Source organism: Phormidesmis sp. 146-33, assembly GCF_052939515.1.
On the sequence record NZ_JBJPHU010000087.1, the window covers coordinates 1 to 20437 of the forward strand.

Annotated in this window: 18 protein-coding genes and 1 tRNA gene; 14 read left to right on the top strand and 5 right to left on the bottom strand. The window is 48.6% G+C overall.

Going from position 1 to position 20437, the window contains the following annotated elements; all coding sequences use genetic code 11:
- A partial coding sequence (locus ACJ2PR_RS25835; protein WP_446879107.1) for a hypothetical protein occupies positions 1-573 on the top strand: 573 nt, incomplete at its 5' end.
- Here the strand turns inward: ACJ2PR_RS25835 and ACJ2PR_RS25840 are convergent.
- Complete coding sequence (locus tag ACJ2PR_RS25840) at positions 557-994, bottom strand: FHA domain-containing protein (protein WP_446879108.1); 438 nt, start codon at positions 992-994, stop codon at positions 557-559. The genes ACJ2PR_RS25835 and ACJ2PR_RS25840 overlap by 17 nt on opposite strands.
- 72 nt (positions 995-1066) lie before the next feature.
- Here ACJ2PR_RS25840 and ACJ2PR_RS25845 point away from each other — a divergent pair, with 72 nt between their 5' ends.
- The 5 genes from ACJ2PR_RS25845 to ACJ2PR_RS25865 all read left to right on the top strand — a co-directional run bounded on the left by ACJ2PR_RS25845 (position 1067) and on the right by ACJ2PR_RS25865 (position 6109).
- Entirely contained in the window at positions 1067-3160 is a 2094-nt protein-coding gene (locus ACJ2PR_RS25845; RefSeq protein WP_446879109.1) for a phage tail protein, read from the top strand.
- A 64-nt stretch (positions 3161-3224) separates the two neighbouring features.
- Positions 3225-3854: a hypothetical protein gene (locus tag ACJ2PR_RS25850; protein ID WP_446879110.1), complete on the top strand. Its 630-nt coding sequence runs from the start codon at positions 3225-3227 to the stop codon at positions 3852-3854.
- Positions 3855-4031: 177 nt separating this feature from the next.
- Positions 4032-5222: an RNA-guided endonuclease InsQ/TnpB family protein gene (locus tag ACJ2PR_RS25855; RefSeq protein ID WP_446879111.1), complete on the top strand. Its 1191-nt coding sequence runs from the start codon at positions 4032-4034 to the stop codon at positions 5220-5222.
- 82 nt (positions 5223-5304) lie between these two features.
- Positions 5305-5598 carry a hypothetical protein gene (locus ACJ2PR_RS25860; RefSeq protein WP_446879112.1) on the top strand — a complete coding sequence of 98 codons (294 nt, stop codon included), beginning with the start codon at positions 5305-5307 and terminating at the stop codon, positions 5596-5598.
- Positions 5552-6109 carry a hypothetical protein gene (locus ACJ2PR_RS25865; protein WP_446879113.1) on the top strand — a complete coding sequence of 186 codons (558 nt, stop codon included), beginning with the start codon at positions 5552-5554 and terminating at the stop codon, positions 6107-6109. The genes ACJ2PR_RS25860 and ACJ2PR_RS25865 overlap by 47 nt, the downstream gene beginning before the upstream one ends.
- A gap of 460 nt (positions 6110-6569) precedes the next feature.
- On the opposite strand, the gene ACJ2PR_RS25870 is transcribed toward ACJ2PR_RS25865, so the two are convergent.
- The 3 genes from ACJ2PR_RS25870 to ACJ2PR_RS25880 all read right to left on the bottom strand — a co-directional run bounded on the left by ACJ2PR_RS25870 (position 6570) and on the right by ACJ2PR_RS25880 (position 8171).
- Entirely contained in the window at positions 6570-7745 is a 1176-nt protein-coding gene (locus ACJ2PR_RS25870; RefSeq protein ID WP_446879114.1) for an Arm DNA-binding domain-containing protein, read from the bottom strand.
- 183 nt (positions 7746-7928) lie between these two features.
- Positions 7929-7999 (bottom strand) — tRNA-Gly (locus tag ACJ2PR_RS25875).
- Positions 7974-8171 (bottom strand): hypothetical protein, encoded by a 198-nt coding sequence (locus ACJ2PR_RS25880; RefSeq protein ID WP_446879115.1) that lies wholly within the window; start codon positions 8169-8171, stop codon positions 7974-7976. Before ACJ2PR_RS25880 ends, ACJ2PR_RS25875 begins: the two co-directional genes overlap by 26 nt.
- 426 nt (positions 8172-8597) lie before the next feature.
- On the opposite strand from ACJ2PR_RS25880, the gene ACJ2PR_RS25885 reads away from it, so the two are divergent.
- The 6 genes from ACJ2PR_RS25885 to ACJ2PR_RS25910 all read left to right on the top strand — a co-directional run bounded on the left by ACJ2PR_RS25885 (position 8598) and on the right by ACJ2PR_RS25910 (position 15494).
- Positions 8598-9434 carry an Npun_R2479 family HD domain-containing metalloprotein gene (locus ACJ2PR_RS25885; RefSeq protein ID WP_446858432.1) on the top strand — a complete coding sequence of 279 codons (837 nt, stop codon included), beginning with the start codon at positions 8598-8600 and terminating at the stop codon, positions 9432-9434.
- Between the two features lie 320 nt (positions 9435-9754).
- Positions 9755-10900: an AI-2E family transporter gene (locus ACJ2PR_RS25890; protein WP_446858431.1), complete on the top strand. Its 1146-nt coding sequence runs from the start codon at positions 9755-9757 to the stop codon at positions 10898-10900.
- 29 nt (positions 10901-10929) lie between these two features.
- The gene (locus ACJ2PR_RS25895) at positions 10930-12066 is read left to right on the top strand and encodes an ABC transporter permease (RefSeq protein ID WP_446858430.1); all 1137 of its coding nucleotides are present in this window, start codon (positions 10930-10932) and stop codon (positions 12064-12066) included.
- A gap of 216 nt (positions 12067-12282) precedes the next feature.
- A complete protein-coding gene (pip, locus tag ACJ2PR_RS25900; protein ID WP_446879116.1) occupies positions 12283-13230 on the top strand; it encodes a prolyl aminopeptidase in 948 nt (315 codons plus the stop codon).
- A gap of 264 nt (positions 13231-13494) precedes the next feature.
- A complete protein-coding gene (locus ACJ2PR_RS25905) occupies positions 13495-13794 on the top strand; it encodes a ferredoxin (protein WP_446858428.1) in 300 nt (99 codons plus the stop codon).
- A 512-nt stretch (positions 13795-14306) separates the two neighbouring features.
- Positions 14307-15494 carry a methyltransferase domain-containing protein gene (locus ACJ2PR_RS25910; RefSeq protein WP_446879117.1) on the top strand — a complete coding sequence of 396 codons (1188 nt, stop codon included), beginning with the start codon at positions 14307-14309 and terminating at the stop codon, positions 15492-15494.
- 261 nt (positions 15495-15755) lie between these two features.
- Here ACJ2PR_RS25910 and ACJ2PR_RS25915 read toward each other — a convergent pair whose 3' ends face one another.
- Complete coding sequence (locus tag ACJ2PR_RS25915; RefSeq protein WP_446879118.1) at positions 15756-16136, bottom strand: hypothetical protein; 381 nt, start codon at positions 16134-16136, stop codon at positions 15756-15758.
- A gap of 658 nt (positions 16137-16794) precedes the next feature.
- Between ACJ2PR_RS25915 and ACJ2PR_RS25920 the strand changes: the two genes are divergently transcribed.
- Together ACJ2PR_RS25920 and ACJ2PR_RS25925 are read left to right on the top strand one after the other, a co-directional pair.
- On the top strand, positions 16795-19473 hold the full coding sequence (locus ACJ2PR_RS25920) for a CHASE domain-containing protein (RefSeq protein ID WP_446879119.1): 2679 nt from the start codon (positions 16795-16797) through the stop codon (positions 19471-19473).
- A 30-nt stretch (positions 19474-19503) separates the two neighbouring features.
- Positions 19504-20388: an ATP adenylyltransferase family protein gene (locus ACJ2PR_RS25925; RefSeq protein ID WP_446879120.1), complete on the top strand. Its 885-nt coding sequence runs from the start codon at positions 19504-19506 to the stop codon at positions 20386-20388.
- Positions 20389-20437 lie beyond the last annotated feature (49 nt).

Sequence of the window (20437 nt, forward strand, 5' to 3'; positions counted from 1 at the left end):
TGGTGGACGGCGGTCGCTCTGGCATTGGTGATGACGATTGCGATCGGTTTTCCGAGTGAGGCGATGGCTGGTACAGATATAAGAAGTCTCCCTCAAAACAAACTTTTAACCTCTTCCATCTCAACCGCCCCTGGAGCTACCTTGATTCAAACCGCAGGTGGTGGAATCGTATGCGCTCCTGAAACTAGCTACACAATTGGGGATTGGGTGAACGTTGCAGGAGGCTTTAGGATACAGAAGCAAAATCTTTGGATACAAACGCTTCCGGGCTATACGATGACTGATTTTGACGGCTATTTTCAACTAATTTCAGCACCGTACTCACTGAATAATTATGAAAACCCGACAAGGCTTGAATACTCAGTCGAACCTCGCTTGCGAAATACATCCGCATTCCCGAACACTCCCAGAGACAAGGGAGGCATCGCGTTTATTAAATTTCGTACCAATTTAAGAACGCAAAGATTCACCTACCGATTTTCAAATGGGTTTGTTTATTCGGCTCAAACAGGTAAGACACCGATCGCGGACAAGTTCAACCAAAGGGAATTTGAGTTTAATTGCAACGCCTAGCTACCACAGGGGAACCATCAAGGTTTTCGGGTGGCTCCCCTGTGCAGTAGTAAATAGTTGGCTGATTGACACTCAGTGTTATGGAGTCCTTATCTTCTAAGTCCCTAAAGCCTTTCAATCGCGACCCGTTAATAAAGGTTCCATTAGTGCTTTCGTTGTCGATCAGTCTATAAATCCCGTCTGCTGTAGCCCTAATTACAGCGTGAGCAAGCGAGACAAAAGGGTAGTCGATTCTAATATCGGATTTTTGATCTCTGCCTAGCTTGTATTCAGAATTCTTCAGAGAAACTATTTCTTCCGCACCTTCGGTTTCGTCTTCGTCTCTAATAATCAAAAAAGGCATATCAACACAACTCCAATTACCGTCGTTCACCTTTGCGAGAACCTGCCGATCGTACCTCCCCAAAAGCCAGGTGTCCAATGTGATCAACTTGCGTTGATTTATTGGGTGTTGAGCGGTCAAACTGAGGTGTCCCGCGCACACTAAAACCCTGTGGCAAACCAGCTTTTACAACTCATCTTTAGTGCCACAGACAAAGCATCTGGGACGATCGACAACATCACCCGGAAGCTTGGAGGGTTGGGTAATGCGGCTCAACGTGCCAGCCAAGATACGGGTGGACTAAGCAATGCGATCGCATTTGGCATGGTCAAAGCAGAAGCGGCGATCGCAGTCGTTCAACAGGGATACGGCAAGCTGCAAAGTGCCATTACAGAAGCATCCGGTTTGCAACTTCAAAACATGACGGCTGCTCAAACATTCGCGTCTCTGACCGGACAGAGCTTTGACGAGGGTGCTGAGTTCATTGATAAGCTGACCGATCGTTTGGCAAAATCAGCCGCCGCATTGCCGGGGGCAACCAAAGACTTTGTGACATTGGGACGGGCCATCCAAGACAACGTGGTTGGAGCGTTCAAGGGTGCTGATGGCAAGCTCAGTGACATGAAGGGGTTTGAGAATACGATCGCGTCAATCTCTGAAAACTACGGGGTTTTGTCAGCAAGTTCAGGCGTTGATATTGGTAACACCTCGTTAGGACTTACCAAAGCGTTAGGAGGTGCCAGCATCTCTGAGTTGCGTCAAATTCAGTTCTTTGAACAGAATCAAACCGTCCTCAACTACCTTGATGAGCAGCTTAAAAAGTCGGGTGCAAAGTCACTCAGAGACTTAGACGAAAAATCTAGAGTCTGGCTGCTTAAAACGGCAGGTGAAAAGTTTGTCACGGACGATCTAAAGAAGCGCGCCTCCAAATCAGTAGACGGGCTGTATCAGAATTTCATTTCAGGGGTGATTGATCCGACCCAGGGCACCTTTGGCTTGATGAGGAACATTGCAGCCAAAGGATTGCCCAAACAGACGGCGTTCATGGCTTATAACGAGTTTTTAGATGGACTGATTGGGGATAACGGATTGTTCTCCAAGTTTGAAAACCTGACTAATGCGCTTGGGTTGACGATCGATCCCATGAAGGTTTTGTACGACGCTCTGAAATCAGCCACGTCGATCGTTCAATCTGCATCCACTCTCATTCAGGGCCAGCTCGACGCATTCAAACCAGGCGTTCTGAAATATTTCAATTTTGGCGACAAGCTAGAACTGCTGTTTAACAACGTCAGCGCGATCGTTTTCACCGCTTTTAACGGCATTGGGGAGAAAGCAGCAACGCTCGTCAATGGACTGGTCAACAGTGCGATCGACCTGGGGAGCCAAGCGCTCTTAGGTTTTGACTACGAAGGTGCGACAGGTGTGATCGGCAAAGGGTTAGAGTTCCTATTCAACGAACTGGGCAGCTTTTTGGCGAACCTTGACCCCAGCGTTTATGCAACGATCGCAGGGGCGGTGTTACTTTCCTCGGCAGTGCCAGCGATCGGCTTGTTTGCAGCGACGTTGTTTACGGGCTTCTTAGCAGCGACAGCGGGCTTGCCTGTTTTGCTTACGGTAGCAGCAGGATTGGCGATCGCCTCTCTGGTTAAAACTATCATTGACAACTTTGAAGAAATCAAAGATGCGGTGGGGTACTACTTCGGTCGCGCGGTCTCTATGGTGGGTGGAATTATTGACGGGGTGCTAGATGCTGTGCGATCGTTCTTTACCGCTATTGCTGACAAGGTGAAAGGGATGGTCAGCGCGGCGGTGGCCCCCGTCCAGAATGTGGTGACTGGCATCACAGAAAAGCCAGTCGAAACAGCGGTATCGGCAGGCGTTAACGTGATGCGGACAGTGAATCCGTTGGCAGGTGCGATCGGCACCATAAGCGACACTGTTGGGAAGATTCTGCCCAAGTATCAAGGCAATATTCCCACTGCTGCAATGGGGTTTTTAGGAGCAATTAAGACTGAAACTGAAAACATGCCGATCGGGGCATCACCTGTGATAGCGAATAGCTCGGAGACGATTCTCACGCCGTCAATGCTGCGAAATCTGGTGAGCGGAGTGTCAAACCAAAGTGGGAGAGGGGGCGGGTCGATCGCGTTTTCTCCAACCTTCTATATCACGGGAGGGAGCGATCCTGAAGAGACGGCCCGTCAAGTGCTGTCTTATCTGGATGATTGGTTGAGTGACTATCAGTTAGGGGCGTTGGGATGAGTAGCGTTGATTTACAAGGATTGCAGCCTGCACAATGGGAGAAATCCACAAATGGAATACAGACATGTTGACTGACGAGATTCGCCAACTCAAGAAAGAGATTTCAGCAGCAGAGTCCGCGATCGAGGCCCTCAAGAACGATCGACCCAGACCGATTGAAGCGATCGGTGATTCGGTTTTTGAGCAGTTGAAGGCAGCGATCGGCAATGTTGGCAAGGATGAGGAATTCAACGCCCTGAGACTTGAACGACTGGCAGTAGCCGAGCGCAGCCTTGACAATCAGCGTGCCCTCCTGCTGGCCAAACAATTTCAGTTAGCTGAGGATGAAGCGCGAGAGGCGGCGATCGCCAAGGAGCGAGCGGAGATTGGAGCCAGAATCAACAGCCTTGTCTCCGAGTTGCAAGATGAGATCAAAAAGCTTGGCAGCATCGAAATTCGCTGCGATCTCCAGGAGCTTCCCTGGTATTCAGGGGGCGCGATCCGATCTCAGAGCGCCCGATCGTATCGACCTCACCAATCGATAGTCTTCCAACCATTAGAGCAACCTCGCGATCCTAATACTGCAATTGGTGTTGACCCCGAATCTGCGGGTGAGGTTGCCAAGCGACGGGCAGCGCTGACTGAGCGACAGAAGCAACGGCTCATTGAGCGACGTAAGGCTTTACTAGCCACAGATGGGTTCTTTGGGAATTAGGAGAGCTTTATGGACATCGCGGTTTATCGAGATTTTGCGGAAAACCCCGCTCCTTTAGGACGGGGATGTAGAGCAACGGCGCGATAGCGCCAATCTCCTGAGTATCAGAATAGAAGGATTTTCAACACATCTTATGATGATTGCGCTATCATAAGAATATCGTGATCAGGTCGAATCATGCTTGTTTTAGAGTTCAAAGCATACGGTAAAGCGTTGCAATTCAACGCCATTGACGAAGCGATTCGGACAACTCAGTTCATCCGAAATAAAGCTCTTCGTTTGTGGATGGATGGAGGCGCTAAATCCTGCTTTGACCTCAACAAATACTGCGCGGTACTGGCTAAAGAGTTTGAGTTTGCAAACAAGCTTAATTCGCAAGCGAGGCAGTCCGCGGCAGAACGAGCATGGTCATCAATTGCGCGATTCTTTGACAATTGCAAGAAGGGAATTCCCGATAAGAAGGGCTATCCTCAATTCCAGAAAGATTGTCGCTCGGTCGAGTACAAAACTACTGGATGGAAGTTAGCGGACGACCGCAAAACAATCACCTTTACCGACAAATGCGGTATCGGAAAATTGAAGCTGAAAGGGACTCGCGACTTGCATTTCTACCAACCTGACCAAATCAAACGGGTTCGGCTGGTAAAACGTGCGGACGGTTACTACGTTCAGTTTTGCGTGTCGGTAGACCGAGTTGAATCGGTTGAACCGTCTGGAACTGCCATCGGGTTAGATGTGGGATTGAACGACTTCTACACCGATAGTAATAATCAGACGATAGACAATCCGCGCTTTCTCCGTAAGGGGGAGCGCAGATTAAAAATGGCTCAAAAGCGCGTTTCTAAACGGGTAAAAGGGTCAAGCAATAGACGAAAGGCAAGACAGATTCTAGGTAAGCGCCATCTCAAAATAAGTAGGCAGCGTAAAGACCACGCCATTAAGCTGGCGCGGTGCGTCATCACATCTAACGATGTAGTCGCCTACGAAGATTTGAGAATCAAAAATATGGTGAAGAATCATTGTCTTGCCAAGTCGATTAACGACGCATCTTGGTATCAGTTCCGAGTCTGGATTGAATACTTTGGAAAGGTGTTTGGACGAATCACGATAGCCGTGAATCCTCAATACACCAGCCAAGAATGCTCTCGCTGCGGTGAAGTGGTCAAGAAATCTTTGAGTACTCGCACTCACGTTTGTCAATGTGGGTGTGTGTTGGGCAGAGACCATAATGCAGCTAGAAACATCCTCAGTCGGGGATTGAGTACGGTAGGGCATACCGGAACTTTCGGACTAGATTCGAGCAACGCTTGGGGAGAAGATACCTCTACTCATGTTGGTGCAAACCTGCATGAGCAAGTGACTTCGTAGAGCCAAGAATCCCCGTGCGTTCACGCCGGGGAGTGTCAACAAAAAGCAGAAATTCTGGCGCGGGTTCAAGAACTTGTAGGTGGTGACTCGATCGGGTTTTCAGACCTGTCTGTTTTGGAAAGGCTTAACGACCCGGCGAGGTTCTCAGAACTCGTTGACTCCCTTCCATCGGGGGACAAAACCGATATGGACAGGCTTTACGACGCGATCGCTCGTCAAATCGTTGTCGATCGTAAAGCAGGGCAGATTTGATGCCTCGGTGACAGTTTTACGCTTGTGGTGTGCGATCGTTGTAAGGGCGATCGCTTTTCTTTTGGAGATCAGAAACTATGCCAGCCAGATACGAGTGGGACACTCTCAGACAGTCTTTTGTTGAAGGTGACTCACCGCTCATCGAATGGAGCCGGGAACGCACAGGGCTTGACTCATCGCCAAAATACAAAGCGCTCAGAAACCGAGCTTCCCAAGAGAGTTGGTCAGAGCGCCGACGATCGTACCGCCAGTCACAAATCCTTGAACTGGTGAACCCCTCCGAAGAATCACCCTCGGAGGTTGCAACAGCGTTGGGGGCGATCGCTCGGCACACCAGACTGTCCCAAAGTTTGCAGGGGATGGTTTCTAGCCTCTCGGAGAAGCTGCTACCCGCGATCGCCAACTTACAAGACGCAGACTTTTCGATGCTCACCCCACGGCAAATCAGCGAACTCCTTAAGAATTTGGCTCAGGTAGCAGCGACGGCGGCAACGATCGAGCGTCAGGCACTAGGACTGCCCACTGTGGATACTCAGGTCAATGTGGGATTCGTGGTAGCTCTGCCAACAGAAAGCGAGTCGATCGACGAGTGGGCAGAGATGGCCCGTCGATCACAGCAAGACGATCGCAACTGACGATCGCGGGTAGTTCACTGAGAACATCTCGCCAGCATGATTGCAATTCCAACTTGAGCAAGTTTTGTTCTGGCATCTGTTCAACTGAGGCCAGCGGGTTAGCACGTTTGGAGCGCGATTGAACTTTAACCAAACGGATAAAGTTCAAACACTCGTCTGATAAGTTTTCCTGCACTGCCCCAAAATTTAACTTGATGATTTGAGGGGCTTCCTCAGATCAAGGGAAGTGTTAGCCGCATTTTGTCGGTGATTTGTCGGTGGTCTCTAAAAAAGAAGAAGAGTTACTAAATCCCTTGCCAGTAAAGGATTTCAGAAGATTAGTAGAGAAGTGTAAATTAACTTTGTCGGTGATTGTCGGTGATTTGTCGGTGGTCTCTAAAAAAGTAAACGCCTTTCAGCTACAGGGCTTCAGGCGTTTTATCTATGATTTGTCGGTGATTGTCGGTGGTTTTTTGATAAATCAGAACTCAGGTACGACTAAATCTCGGCTTGCCCCGGCGTAGTGCTTGTAAATAACCTCTGCACTATTCCCGACCAGCTTGGCAACGTCGGAGGCCGTCAATCCTTTTTGAAGAGCGATCGTGATGAAAGTATGGCGACACTGGTAGGGACTGCGGTACTCAATCCCTAATCCGCCTAGAACTTGCTTCCAGCAGGTTCGACGCATTGAAGCGGTGTCAAGCAACTTCCCTGCTTTGCCGGGGAAAACCAGCGCTTCAGGATTGAGGCGATCGGGTTTGATGCTTTTAATAAGTGACCGCATCTGTTCGTTCACGGGAAACCTTCGTCTCTTTTGAGTCTTCAGACCCCCTGTAACTTTGCGCCCCTTGCTGGTGACGCTGACCGACTGCTGAAAGTCGATAAATTGCAGGTCGCGATCGATGTGCTTCCATTGGAGTGCGATCGCTTCACCGGGGCGACAGCCACTAAGAAATAGGAATTTCGTAAACGGTAAATAGTGTGAGTGTTTGACGCTGCTGTGCTTGCGTCTAAAAATGTCATCTTCGATCGCCTTTAAAATTGCGTCTCGCTCCGACAGCGTGAACGGGTTAATATCGTCGTCATCTGATTTTTTATCTGGCTTGAGCTTGGGCAGACTCTCGAACGGATTCACTTCGATTAACTTGTTTCCGACTGCCCAGTTGCAACACGCATTGAGATGGTTCAAAAATCGCCTACAGGACTCTATCGGCATTGTTTTCAAGCAGTAACTCTGAATCTTGGTAGTGTCGCTCAAATCGTGAGTAGGCAACTTTTCAAGGTATCGAGTGAAATTTTCATACACCAAAACCATTGTTGCCTCCTCGACCTGCGAGCGCTTGAACTCAACAAATTTGCTCCACAGATCAGCCAGCGATGGCAGTGCCAACACTTCAGGAGCGGCGATCGCCGCTCCTGCATGAAGGTGCTGAGGCTTGTATTTCTCTAGCGTTGAATCGAAGTGCCCAGAGACGATATCTAGCTCGATTTGACGTGCTTTCTGCTCTGCTACCTTACGATTTGTACGGCTGTCTGGAAGATACACACTTAAGCTATACCTTCTTCCAGCGTGGCTAAAACGAAGCTGTAAGCGACCGTTTGAAATCACGACCTGAACGGTGCCCTTGGGCGCTCTCTTTTTGTTTGAAGGTGTCATGGCTGCATTTCCGGTGGTGGTAATGCTTGAACTTACGCCAAACCTACGCCATAAATAAACGCAACCTAGCCAAAAATGACCCAAACTTTTAAGTCATTCCAGAACGGACGTATTATTTGCTCTTAGAGCTAAACAAATAGAAAAGCCCTAAGAGTTAGACGCTCTCAAGGCTTTCTTAAATCAAGCGGGTAGCGAGAATCGAACTCGCAACTAATGCTTGGGAAGCATTCATTTTGCCACTAAACTATACCCGCGATCGCTTCTCACTATTATATAGCTACTTTGGCGTATCGTTTCGTGCTTGCCGTGATGAGTGTTGAAATTAATAACAGCGGCAATGTCATCGTAGTAATCACCGTTGATCGCCAGTTTCGCCAAAAACAAAAAATAGATCGTGATCGCTACCCACAACGTACTAGAGACCACTGCTCGATCAAATTTGTGAACAATTCTCAAATGCACTTTCGATCTAGGACTTTGATTAGTCAACCAGAACTTATTGCCTTGGAATTTCTATCGTTTTCCGAATTTTGATTTGTCACGTTGAATTTGTCATGCGATCGTCAACTTAGGACTTACAAAATTGTCCTCACTAAAATTGTTCCATAGGGAATTTACAACTTTTTTGAAGGGTTAGCCGAGCCAGTCAGTTCAGGGAATTACTTTACAATAAGCTCTATCGAATCAGTTGGCATCCTGCGATCGGGTGAATCGGTTGGAGGATGTTTAGAATCAATTGCGCTCAAATTCTGTGTTTTTCTCCCTCCCCAAAATGCGCGGAAGTTATCAAAATAAAGGGAAGACTAAGATGAGTTACCCGATCGCTTGCCCAACCGAGTCAACAGCCCCGCCATGTTTAACGCCACAGAACTCCTGATTGATGATTTTGTTAACAAGCTCAAAGATGGCTATCGTCGCACCTACGGCGGTTGGAAGTCTGACTACGAAGACATTATCGGCTGGGTCGGCTCAATGGCAATGGAGAATATTGCCAACAGTGATGCGCTCTATCACAACGTCGAACATTCGATTTTAGTCACCCTCGTCGGTCAAGAAATTTTGCGGGGTCGCCACATTCGAGAAGGCGGAGTCTCGTGTGAAGACTGGCTCCACTTCATCATTTCGCTCGTTTGTCATGACATTGGCTACGTCAAAGGCGTTTGTCGTCAAGATCATGGGCGAACCTACTCCACTGGAAGAGATGGCAAAATGGTCTCCTTAGCGCCTGGTGCCTCTGATGCCGCTTTGACTCCTTACCACGTCGATCGTGCCAAACTTTTTGTTGATGAACGATTTGGTGGGCACAAGCTGATTGATGCCGAATTGGTCAAGCGCAATATTGAGCTGACCCGCTTCCCCGTCCCCGCTGCCGAAGATCACCAAGACACTGTTAACTACCCCGGTTTAATTCGCGCGTCTGATTTAATCGGACAACTCAGTGACCCTCGCTATCTCAAAAAAATCAGCGCCCTCTACTACGAGTTTGAAGAAACAGGCGTTAATCAAGCTCTGGGATATCGTCACCCTGGCGATCTGCGCCGCAACTATCCCAAGTTTTATTGGCATGGTGTTTATCCCTATGTCAAAGATGCGTTGTACTATCTCTCACTGACTCAGCAGGGCAAACAAATTATTGCCAATCTATATTCCAATGTGTTTGTCGTCGAACACGAAAAGCCGGACGAATAATCGACGAATAATCTAGGATGAAAGCAGACGATGAGGGCGGGACAGCCAGAGCAGCGATCGTTCTGCATTTAGCCTGTCCCACAATCAGTTAACGTTGTTGACATACCTCCTCGTTCTAAAGGATCGAGGATTCCTTGACGCTTCACTGAGATGCACTACCGAAGTAGTCTTACCATCCCTCCACGTCCGGTTAAAGTCTCCCAATGCCCTGTGGCGACTTATTGCTATTTTAGCAAAAATATCGGTAAAGCCGTCCTAGAAGGACGGGGTTTTTACCCAAATTCTCGATAAACGGATTGACCCTCGCCCCCAAGCTGCTCATGGATCGCTTTTTCTCCCCCATTCAACAGTTTTTGATCACCTGGCTGCTGATTTTGGTCACAGGATGGTTGACGCTGAATGCGCTAACTTACTTTGGCGAACTGATTAGCGTTTTGGTCACGGCTGGGTTGATTGCCTTTTTGCTCAATTATGCGGTCGATCGCCTTCGCCCCGTTTTACCTCGTGGAATTGCGGCCGCTGTTGTTTACCTCGTCGCCGCGCTCGTTTTGGGACTGGCCGGACTGACGATCGCCCCTCGCATTTTCACTCAGGCACAACAACTCGTCACCAACCTGCCGGGACTGGTCGAATCGGGTCAACAGCAGCTAAACGAGCTACAAAGTTGGAGTCAGGCGCGTCACTTAGGATTCGATCTCTCATTTTTTGAGCAACAGCTTTCTGCTCAGGTACAGGGACAGGTAAAAACGATCGCTTCCACAGGAATTGGCCTGGTTCTGGGCACCTTCAACTGGGTGTTGGATCTGATTCTAATTTTGGTGATCTCCTTCTATCTGTTGTTGGACGGCGAGAAAATTTGGAAAGGACTCACCAGCATTTTTTCTGCTCCGATTCGAGAACGCCTGACGGAATCTCTGAGAGATAGTTTGCAGCGATTTGCTTCTGGGCAGTTGCTCTTGGGTTTGTTTATGGCGGTTACCCTGTCGCTGGCGTTTTGGTGGCTGAGGGTGCCGTTCTTTTTGCTGTTTGCGGTCTTTATTGGCGTGATGGAGGTGATTCCTTTTATTGGAGCCAGTTTGGGGATTGCCACCGTTTGTATCGTCATCGCCTTTATCGACTGGTGGCTGGCTCTGCAAGCGTTGGGGGCAGCGATCGCCCTTCAGCAGGTCAAAGACAACCTGATCGCGCCTCGAATTATGGGCAACCTCACCGGGCTGAGTCCCGTCATTATCTTGACTTCTCTATTGGTGGGTGCGAGAGTTGCCGGACTGCTGGGTGTCATTTTGGCGATTCCGTTGACCAGTGTAGTGAGAACGATCGTTGAGATTATTATGAATCCCATGCTGCCGCCTCAAAGTGGCTCGATCTTCTCAGAAGCTGTGGAAAATAGTATTCTGGAACCCATCCTGTCGGTTGATTCTGACGAAGAGGACGATCGCGTTATCGTTTCTAGCCGCGAGCAGTAAATTCTCAAAACCCTTACTTCTGACACGCTATGGATTGGTGGAAAAGACTCAAAAAGAATTCTCTCGCCAAGTTTGGAGGCGTGCTGCTGCTGGTGTTTTATCTAGCCGTGATTGCAGCAGAATTTGTAGCCCCTTATGATCCCTACGTTTCGCAGACGGATGGGGCACTCTTGCCGCCGAGTCAAGTGTATTGGACTGACCAATCGGGTAAGTTTATTGGCCCTCACGTCTATCCCACCACTCAGGGCGCAGTCGATTTGCAGACGGGCGATCGGGCTTTGAAGGTCGATCGCTCCAAACCCTCTGGGCTGAGGTTATTTGTGCAGGGCGACGAGTACCGATTCCTTCAAGTCAAATTACCGTTGCCGACTCGCTTTTCGTTCAGCGATCCCAAATTTGACGAAATCGAGCTATTTTCTGGCATTCCTGGCAACCTGCATTTGTTTGGGACAGATGGCGGCGCAAAGTTTAATCTACTTGGCACCGATGAGCAGGCACGGGATCAATTTAGTCGTCTAGTGCATGGCGGCCGGATTAGCCTCAGTATTGGACTGATCGGCATCGCGCTGTCCTTTCCGTTGGGGATGTTGGTGGGGGGAATCTCTGGCTACTTTGGGGGAGCGATCGACAGCGTTTTGATGCGCCTGGTTGAAGTGTTGATGACGATTCCAGATATCTACTTATTGATTGCGCTGGCGGCAGTGCTTCCGGTGGGACTGTCTAGCGGACAACGATTTTTGCTGATTATTCTCATTACTTCTTTTATTCGATGGGCGGGTTTGGCGCGAGTGATTCGTGGTCAGGTCTTGTCGATTAAGGAGCGAGAGTTTGTGCAGGCGGCCCGCGCCATGGGAGGAAAGCCGCTCTACATCATCATTCGCCACGTTTTACCGCAGACGGCGACTTATGTGATCATTTCGGCTACGCTGTCGGTTCCGAGTTTTATTGTGGCGGAGTCGGTTTTGAGTTTGATTGGGTTGGGTATTCAGCAGCCCGATCCGTCCTGGGGAAATATGCTATCACTGGCGACTAACGCTTCGATTATTGTGCTGCAACCCTGGCTGATTTGGCCGCCTGCTTTGTTGATTATTCTCACGGTCTTGGCCTTTAACCTGTTGGGAGACGGCTTGAGAGATGCGCTTGATCCACGGAGTTTGCGGCGGTAAGAAGCGGGAGTATCCCATGCGTCGCTGAGATCTTCGCCCCCTAAATCCCCCCAAATTGGGGGACTTTGAGTAAATTAAATGTCCCAGTTCAAAGTCCCCCAGATTGGGGATTTAGGGGGCTGAAAGGACTGAAACGTAGATGAGGGGTTGCCGCTGGCGGCACGCTTCGCGAGAGGATGAGAGTAAGATCAGTTGTCTAGAATTCAGGGCTGTCTTATGCGCGAACTTTATCCCCCGATCGAACCCTACGACACGGGGATGCTTCAAGTCTCTGACCTGCATACGCTCTATTTTGAGCAGTCGGGCAACCCGGATGGCAAGCCTGTTGTGTTGCTGCATGGCGGCCCGGGAGGGGGCAGTATTCCTTTGTATCGGCAATATTTTGATCCGCAGCGGTGGCGGATTGTGATTTTTGATCAGAGAGGCTGTGGTAAAAGTACGCCTCATGCAGAACTGCGGGAAAACACAACCTGGGATCTGGTGCGCGATATTGAGAGGCTGCGATCGCATCTTCAAATCTCCCAATGGGTCGTGTTTGGGGGCAGTTGGGGCAGTACGTTGTCGTTGGCTTATAGTCAGACGCACCCCGATCGCTGTCTGGGCTTAATCCTGAGAGGCATCTTTTTGCTAAGGCGTAAAGAAATTCTCTGGTTTTATCAAGAAGGGGCGAGTTATCTGTTTCCCGATGCCTGGGAGAAGTATTTGGAGCCGATTTCTTTAGGTGAGCGGGGAGACTTACTCTCTGCTTATTATCAACGCTTGACCAGTGAGGACGGGATGATTCGGCGAGAAGCGGCTCGCGCCTGGTCGGTTTGGGAAGGCACCACGAGTAAACTGCTTCCTGATCCAGAATTGCAGCATCGATTTGGCAAAGATGAGTTTGCCGAAGCGTTTGCCCGCATTGAGTGCCACTACTTTATCAACAAAGGGTTTTTTGACTTTGATGACCAACTTTTGCAAAACAGCGATCGTCTTCAGGCGTTGCCGATTGTCATTGTCCAGGGTCGCTATGATGTCGTCTGCCCAATGATTTCTGCCTGGGATCTCCACAAAACCCTTCCCCACGCGGATTTCATCGTCGTCTCGGATGCGGGTCACTCAATGACAGAGCCAGGAATTCGCAGTGCCTTAATTGACGCAACAGACCGCTTCGCCATTATCTAAACCCCCCTCACGCCTCCTCGCAGATGCGGGGCAAAGCCCTCCCTCACCCCTTACTCTCTTCGTCCCATAAGTATAAGTAGATTAAATGAGCACTTTTTATTACGAATCCCGTTCACTGCAACGGTAAATGGAGGGTTTAAAGCGAAAGTTTTCCCGTAGTATCAGAATTGAAGCTGACTCAACAAGCAAGCCTTTAGTAGGTAACGCAGAAGTTATGCTTTCAGATGGCTTAAGTGCCGTTTCCACTATAGAGAGGATCACCGGATGGCTAGTTTTAAAGTCACGCTCATTAATGAGGCCGAAGGGCTGAACACGACGATCGACGTTCCCGAAGACGAGTACATTCTGGATGCTGCTGAAGAGCAGGGTTTGGATCTCCCTTATTCTTGCCGTGCGGGTGCTTGCTCGACCTGTGCAGGTAAGATCACGGCGGGTACGGTTGATCAGTCGGATCAGTCTTTCTTGGATGACGACCAAATCGAGGCAGGCTATGTGCTGACGTGTGTGGCTTACCCCACCTCTGATTGCACGATCATGACCCACCAGGAAGAAGAACTTTACTAAATTCTTCTCTCAAAACAGAGGACTTTGCTGCTCCTCACGTTTTCTCTGTCTTTAAGAGAAGTTTTTGGATTGTTGAATCCTTTCGCTACTTCACGATGGAGTAGTCAAATCATTTAACCCTTAAGTTCTTTGCGAATTGCAGAAGTGCTGATCTCTTTGAGTTACCCGCAAGGGGTCGGTGCTTCTGCTTTGTTGTATCTTCTTTAAACGTTATCGATGTTATTTAACGTCAGTTCGATAGGATTTTTCGCTTCGTTATTTTGCACTTCTGCCCCCCAACCCCCCAATTTTGGGGGACTTTAAGACAAGAATTCCAGTTCAAAGTCCCTCACGTGTGGGGGATCTAGGGGGCGTTCCCGGATTTGCAGTCGGAGCGAAGTATTTCGTCGAATTCACGTTTATTTAATGCTTGATCCTGAGCAAAACGACGTTAAACGGTTGGGGTTTCCTTTCTAACAATGCAAACCACTACACTAAATGAGTGCTTTAACTTAGATAAAGGAAATGCAACCATGACTGAAACTGCGACAAACGCTCAAACGGGAATGACACCCCTGGATTATGATGTTGAACAAGCTGTACTAGAACGGTATGAAGCGGGTGCCCGTCAACCTCAAGCGGCGCTCTGCTGTCCGACGGATGGGTATGACGATCGCCTGCTCAAAATCTTGCCTCAAGAAATCGTCGAAAAAGATTATGGCTGTGGCGATCCGACTCGCTATGTGAATGAGGGCGAAACGGTCGTTGATTTGGGATCGGGCGCTGGGAAAAATTGCTATATTCTGGCGCAAAAAGTCGGTGCAGCGGGGCGGGTGATTGGCGTTGATTTTAATGACGAAATGTTGAGCCTGTCGCGCAAATATCTCGATCAGATTGGACAGACTTTGGGCTATCAAAATGTGCAGTTTGTCAAAGGTAAGATTCAAGATTTGGCGCTTGATCTCAATGTCGCTCAAGCCTGGTTAGATCAGCATCCGATCGCCACAATCGCCCAGGTTGCAAATTTTGAAATGGAATGCGATCGCTTGCGCCAAAATGATCCTTTGATCGCGAGTGACCGTGTAGATGTGGTGATTTCTAACTGTGTGTTAAATCTGGTGCGTCCTCAAGACAAACAGCAGCTTTTTCGGGAGATCTATCGTGTTTTGAAGCGAGGCGGACGGGCGGTCATCTCTGACATTGTGTGTGATGAAGATCCGACTCCAGCGATTTTGAATGATCCTGATCTATGGAGCGGCTGTATCGCAGGAGCCTTTCGAGAAAATCAGTTTTTGGAAATGTTTGAGCAAGCTGGATTTCACGGAATTGAGATTCTCACCCGTCAGACCGAACCCTGGCAAGTGGTCGATGGCATTGAGTTTCGATCGCTCACCGTTCGAGCTTTTAAGGGCAAAGATGGAGACTGCTGGGAGCGCAATCAAGCTGTCATTTACAAAGGGCCGTGGAAGGCAGTGCAGGACGACGATGGGCACACTTTTTATCGAGGAGAGCGATCGGCGGTGTGTGACAAAACTTTTCAGCTTTACACCAATTCGCTCAGTCCCTATCATGCCGATTTGATTGCAGTGCCGCCTTACCAAGAAATTCCGTTAGCGTCGGCGCAAGTGTACGACTGTTCGCGAGACGCAATTCGTCAGCCTGGTGAGACAAAAGGTTCGGGGTGTAAGGAAACGATCGCAGGCAAAGGGTCTTGCTGCTAGGGAAGAGAAATTGATAACACTCGCCCTCTGCCTTGAGAAAAGTGGTCGAAGCTGCAATTCTGTAATTGAACTAACGTGTGAATTAACGTGAATTCGATGGAGTTTTTCCGCTCCGTTATTCAGCACTTCAGCCCCCCAACCCCCCAATCCTGGGGGACTTTTGGACAAGATCTCTCGTTCAAAGTCCCCCAAGTTTGGGGGATTTAGGGGGCTAAAGCCGATCGAAACGAAGCGAGTCACTCTCATCGAACTGACGTTGAATTACTTGGCGTTTCTTTCAGTTTCCTTTTGCGCTTGCTTTAGGGCTTCGATCTTGTTGTCTTCGTCGGGGTTATAGATCGCACCCTTTTGACGGACGTTGAGATCAACCGTTTCTTTAATGTTTTCGCCCAGCTTTTTGATGTTTTTGAGTCCAGTTTGACCGATCGGACGATCGGGGCTGTCTCCCAAATCTTCAGCATCTTGTTGGATCTTTTGGATCATTTTATCGGTTGCGCGATCGCCCGTCACTTGAGGCGTAGCCTGAGCCGAACTGGTCTGAAACACGGGAGAAACCAACAGCGCTACAGCCAAAACAATCGTCAAAAGTGACTGAACTGCGATCGTCAAGCCGTTTTTCAATCCATCAATGATTCTTTTCATTTACAATCTCCTTTGATTTTTGTAACGTGCAACTAAAAGCTTTGAAATTAGTACTTCTACAGCACGGTCAATACTGATAACCCCTGCATTGAGATCTAGTCGCGATCGTGGTAGAGATAACATCTAAAACGCATCGTTAGTTACCAAATCTATGCACTCTAGTCAGACTAGTTAAATCAAGGTATATCTTCCTCTCCCCAAAGTCGGAAAATCAGCAATCCATTAGGTACAGGACTTGCAGATAAATTTCTCTAAATCAACCTTTTTGACCTAAAGGGTGAGGTAACAAAAGCGTTTTCCATTCCTCAGAGACGACCTTTGGTAGCCCAAAAGCTAGATGCCCAAACCATTGATTACCATCAAACTGATTAATCTATATGAATCTATATAAGTGACGAATTTAAGTTCTCTAGGCTAGAGTAATGAACATTAGTCAAGCTGATTTATTTTGTGCAATTAGTAGGGTGGAAGCGATCGCTCACTGAATAGACGCAGCTACCACGTTGATGGTTATTTAATTTAGTATTCCTGGAGGGTAACGCTTGATATAAAGTTCATCTACACCTTTCGAGCATTTGTATAGAAATTATAGAAATACATTGCCCACCCTATTTTTAATCTTCTCTTTAATCTCCTCACCATAACAGCGGAGTAACTCGTGGCTTTTGATCGACCCCAACGCCGATGGCTTCCATCCTTTATTCTGATGGGAACGCTTCTACTAACGGCCATTTATTCTTATTATGCCTTTATTACAGCTAGAGCAAAAGATCAACTGCGGTTTGAAAATGCCGTCCAGCAAACTCAAAGTAAGATTGAAAACCAGCTAGAAACCTATACTGCTTTGCTGCGGGCTAGTAGTGGATTATTTGTTGCTAGTACAATTGTCAGTCGGCAAGACTTTCAAACCTATGTCGATCGCCTTGATTTGCGACGGCGCTATCCCGGAATTCAAGGCATTGGCTATTCTGCACGAGTTTTGCCGGATCAGCTTCCCGATCTGATTGCCGAAATGCAAAACCAGGGACTTGAAAATTTTGCAGTGCGCCCCACGTTTCCTCGCAGTGAATATCATGCCATTCTCTATCTAGAACCGTCCGATGTTCGCAATCAAGCTGCGATCGGGTTCGATATGTTTACCGATGCAACTCGACGGATGGCAATGGAGAAGGCCCGCGATACAGGCAATCCGGCGGCTTCAGGGCGGGTCACGCTGATTCAGGAAATTGATGCTCAAAAACAAGCTGGGTTTCTCATCTACATGCCAATTTATCAGGGGGGGCGAGTTCCGGATACTGTAGAGGATCGCCGCGCCGCCCTACAAGGATTTGTCTATAGTCCGTTTCGGGCCGACGATTTGCTGGGGAGCATCTTTGGCGACGAATCACAACTGCTGGTTGACTTTCAGGTGTATGACGGCTCAGAAGTTCGCGCAGATAAGTTGTTGCATGAGCCACCCAGAGATTATTCATCTAATACGTTTCAAACCGTCAGAAGAATCACGATCGCGGGCGAACCCTGGACACTCGTCTTCTTTCCGCGACCCGAACTAGAAATCGACTCAGAAATGCGGTGGGTGCCCTACATTCTGATTGGTGGCGGATTAGCAAGCTTTATTTTATTTTTGCTGGTGCAATCGCAGATTCGAGCGAGACAATTTGCCGAACGAACCGCATTTGATTTGCAGCGATCGCAGTCTGCCCTGCGTCAAACCGAATCACGACTTCGACGACTGATGGATGCCAACATCATTGGAATTATTATCGCCAACGTCAACGGTGAAGTGCTGGAGGCAAACGACGCTTTTCTCAGCATGATTGGCTACTCTCGCGAAGAAGCGATGACAGGCGCAATCAACTGGCGAGACATCACCCCCCCTGAATATCTGCCCCTCGACGATCGGGCCCGCAAAGAAATGCAGGAGCGCGGTAGCCATGCCCCCTATGAAAAAGCCTATCTTCGTCGTGATGGAACCCGTGTGCCAGTCGTGGTCGGCACTGCCCTTCTAGAAGATGAAAATTTAGGCATTGGATTTCTGCTCGACATTACCGAGCGTGTGCGCGTTGAAGACGATCGCAAACGAGCAGAAGAGGCATTACAGCGCACTAACGATCGCCTCGGTTTACTCTATGGCATGTCGAGTAGTTTGTTGTTGCAAGAGCAGCCTAGTGAGTTTATCGATCGATTGTTTAATCAACTTTCGCATCATTTACAGCTAGAAGTTTATTTGAATTATTTAATAGATGATCAGAGCCAAAAGCTTCGTCTGATTGCGTGTCATGGCATTCTTGCACCCCTGGCATTGCCCAAAGAATGGTTAGAACTGGGAGAAGGAATCTGCGGAACGGCGGCCTTACAGCGACAAGCGATCGTTCTTGAAGATGTGCAACACGCCAGCGACCCCAAAGCCGAAACGATTCAAGTCTTGGGACTAACGGCCTATGCCTGCTATCCACTCTTATCGCGAGGTCATTTGCTGGGTACCTTCTCGTTTGGAACTCGCAATCGTCCTGGCTTTCATCAAGATGAATTGGCTTTGATGCAGGTGATGTGTGACCAGGTGGCGACGGCTCTAGAACGATCGCGACTGCTGACCGACCTTCAGCGACAAACCGAGGAATTGACACAAGCCAACCGCATGAAAGACGAATTTCTCTCAGTCCTATCTCACGAATTGCGAACGCCGCTTAACTCAATGATGGGTTGGACAAAGCTGCTCCGCACGCGCAAAATGGACGAAAAGACGGCAGCCCGCGCCCTGGAAACCCTCGATCGCAATACCCATTCGCTGGCTCAGTTGATTGAAGACATTCTAGACATTTCGCGAGTGATCACGGGGAAGCTGCTGTTAAATCCGATTAATCTAGATCTGGTCTCGTTAATTGGAACGGCGATCCAGACAATGCAGCCGATCGCAGAGGCGAAAGAGATTCGCATTCAGACTAAGTTTGAGGTTGAAAGTGTGCCCTTTTTGGGAGATGCCAATCGATTGCAGCAAGTCTTATGGAATCTGCTCTCAAACGCGATTAAGTTCACGCCCAACGGCGGACAGGTGACGATCGGAATCCGGCAGCAAGATCAGATTGTGCTGTGGGTTAGCGATACGGGGCGAGGCATTGGTGCAGAGTTTTTGCCGCATGTGTTTGATCGCTTCCGACAGGCAGACAGTTCGACAACTCGCGCCTATGGAGGATTGGGGTTGGGGTTGGCGATCGTTCGGCATCTGGTGGAATTGCATGGAGGAACGATTCATGCTGAAAGTCCTGGAGAAGGACAGGGAGCCACTTTTACGCTGATCCTGCCGCTTCCTGGTCAAAGTGCGATCGCCGAGTCGTAAAATTAGAACGACAAACTCTTGGGCGTGATCATGGCTGAAGATGTTCAGAAAACCCCATCTAGCGCGTTATGGGATCGGGTGATCGAGCAGACACAACACGCGATCGCTTGTGGGTCGTTGCGGTCAATTCCCACAGATTATGAATTTGTTCAGCAGGGGAATGTTCGCTTTTTGGTGCGGGTTTTATCTAATCTGGTTCGCAAAGAGATTGCTCAAAAACAAGAACAAGAAATCGCTAAAACGAATGCTGAGTTTAATCCTTTTTTACCTTATGAAAAAGACTTATTTATCGCCAGCTTATCAGAAACTCACCTCTGTTTACTCAATAAATTTAATGTAGTCGATCATCATTTGTTGATCATTACCAAAGAATTTGAGGAACAGGAATCATTACTCAATCGACAAGACTTTGCTGCTGCCTGGAAGTGTCTTTCTGAAGTAGACGGACTGATTTTTTACAACGCTGGCAAGAATGCTGGAGCCAGCCAACGACACAAACATTTGCAACTGGTGCCCTTTCCGCTCACGCCCGCAGGCTTATCGATTCCGATCGCGCCCCTATTTGCCTCGATCAGTTCTCCAGAGGTCGCTACAGTTTCAGAATTACCCTTTGCTCATGCGTTGGTCAAACTGCCTGCTACGCCATCTGATGAGACGTTATTAGATTGCTACGATCGGTTGTTAAAAGCGGTGGGGTTGAGGCGCGATCGTCCGTCGGGTGCTTACAATCTGTTGGCGACGCGAGAGTGGATGTGGATGGTGCCGCGATCGCAGGAAAGCTTTCAGTCAATTTCTGTTAATTCGCTCGGATTTGCGGGAACTTTGTTTGTCCGAGATGAGGAGCAAATGCAGATCTTAAAGCAGCACAGCCCAATGGAGGTTTTGCGTCAGGTGGGAGTTGAGCGAGATCAATAGGTTTTGGTTAATAGGTTTTGGTTAATAGATTTTAATTAATAGGTTTTGG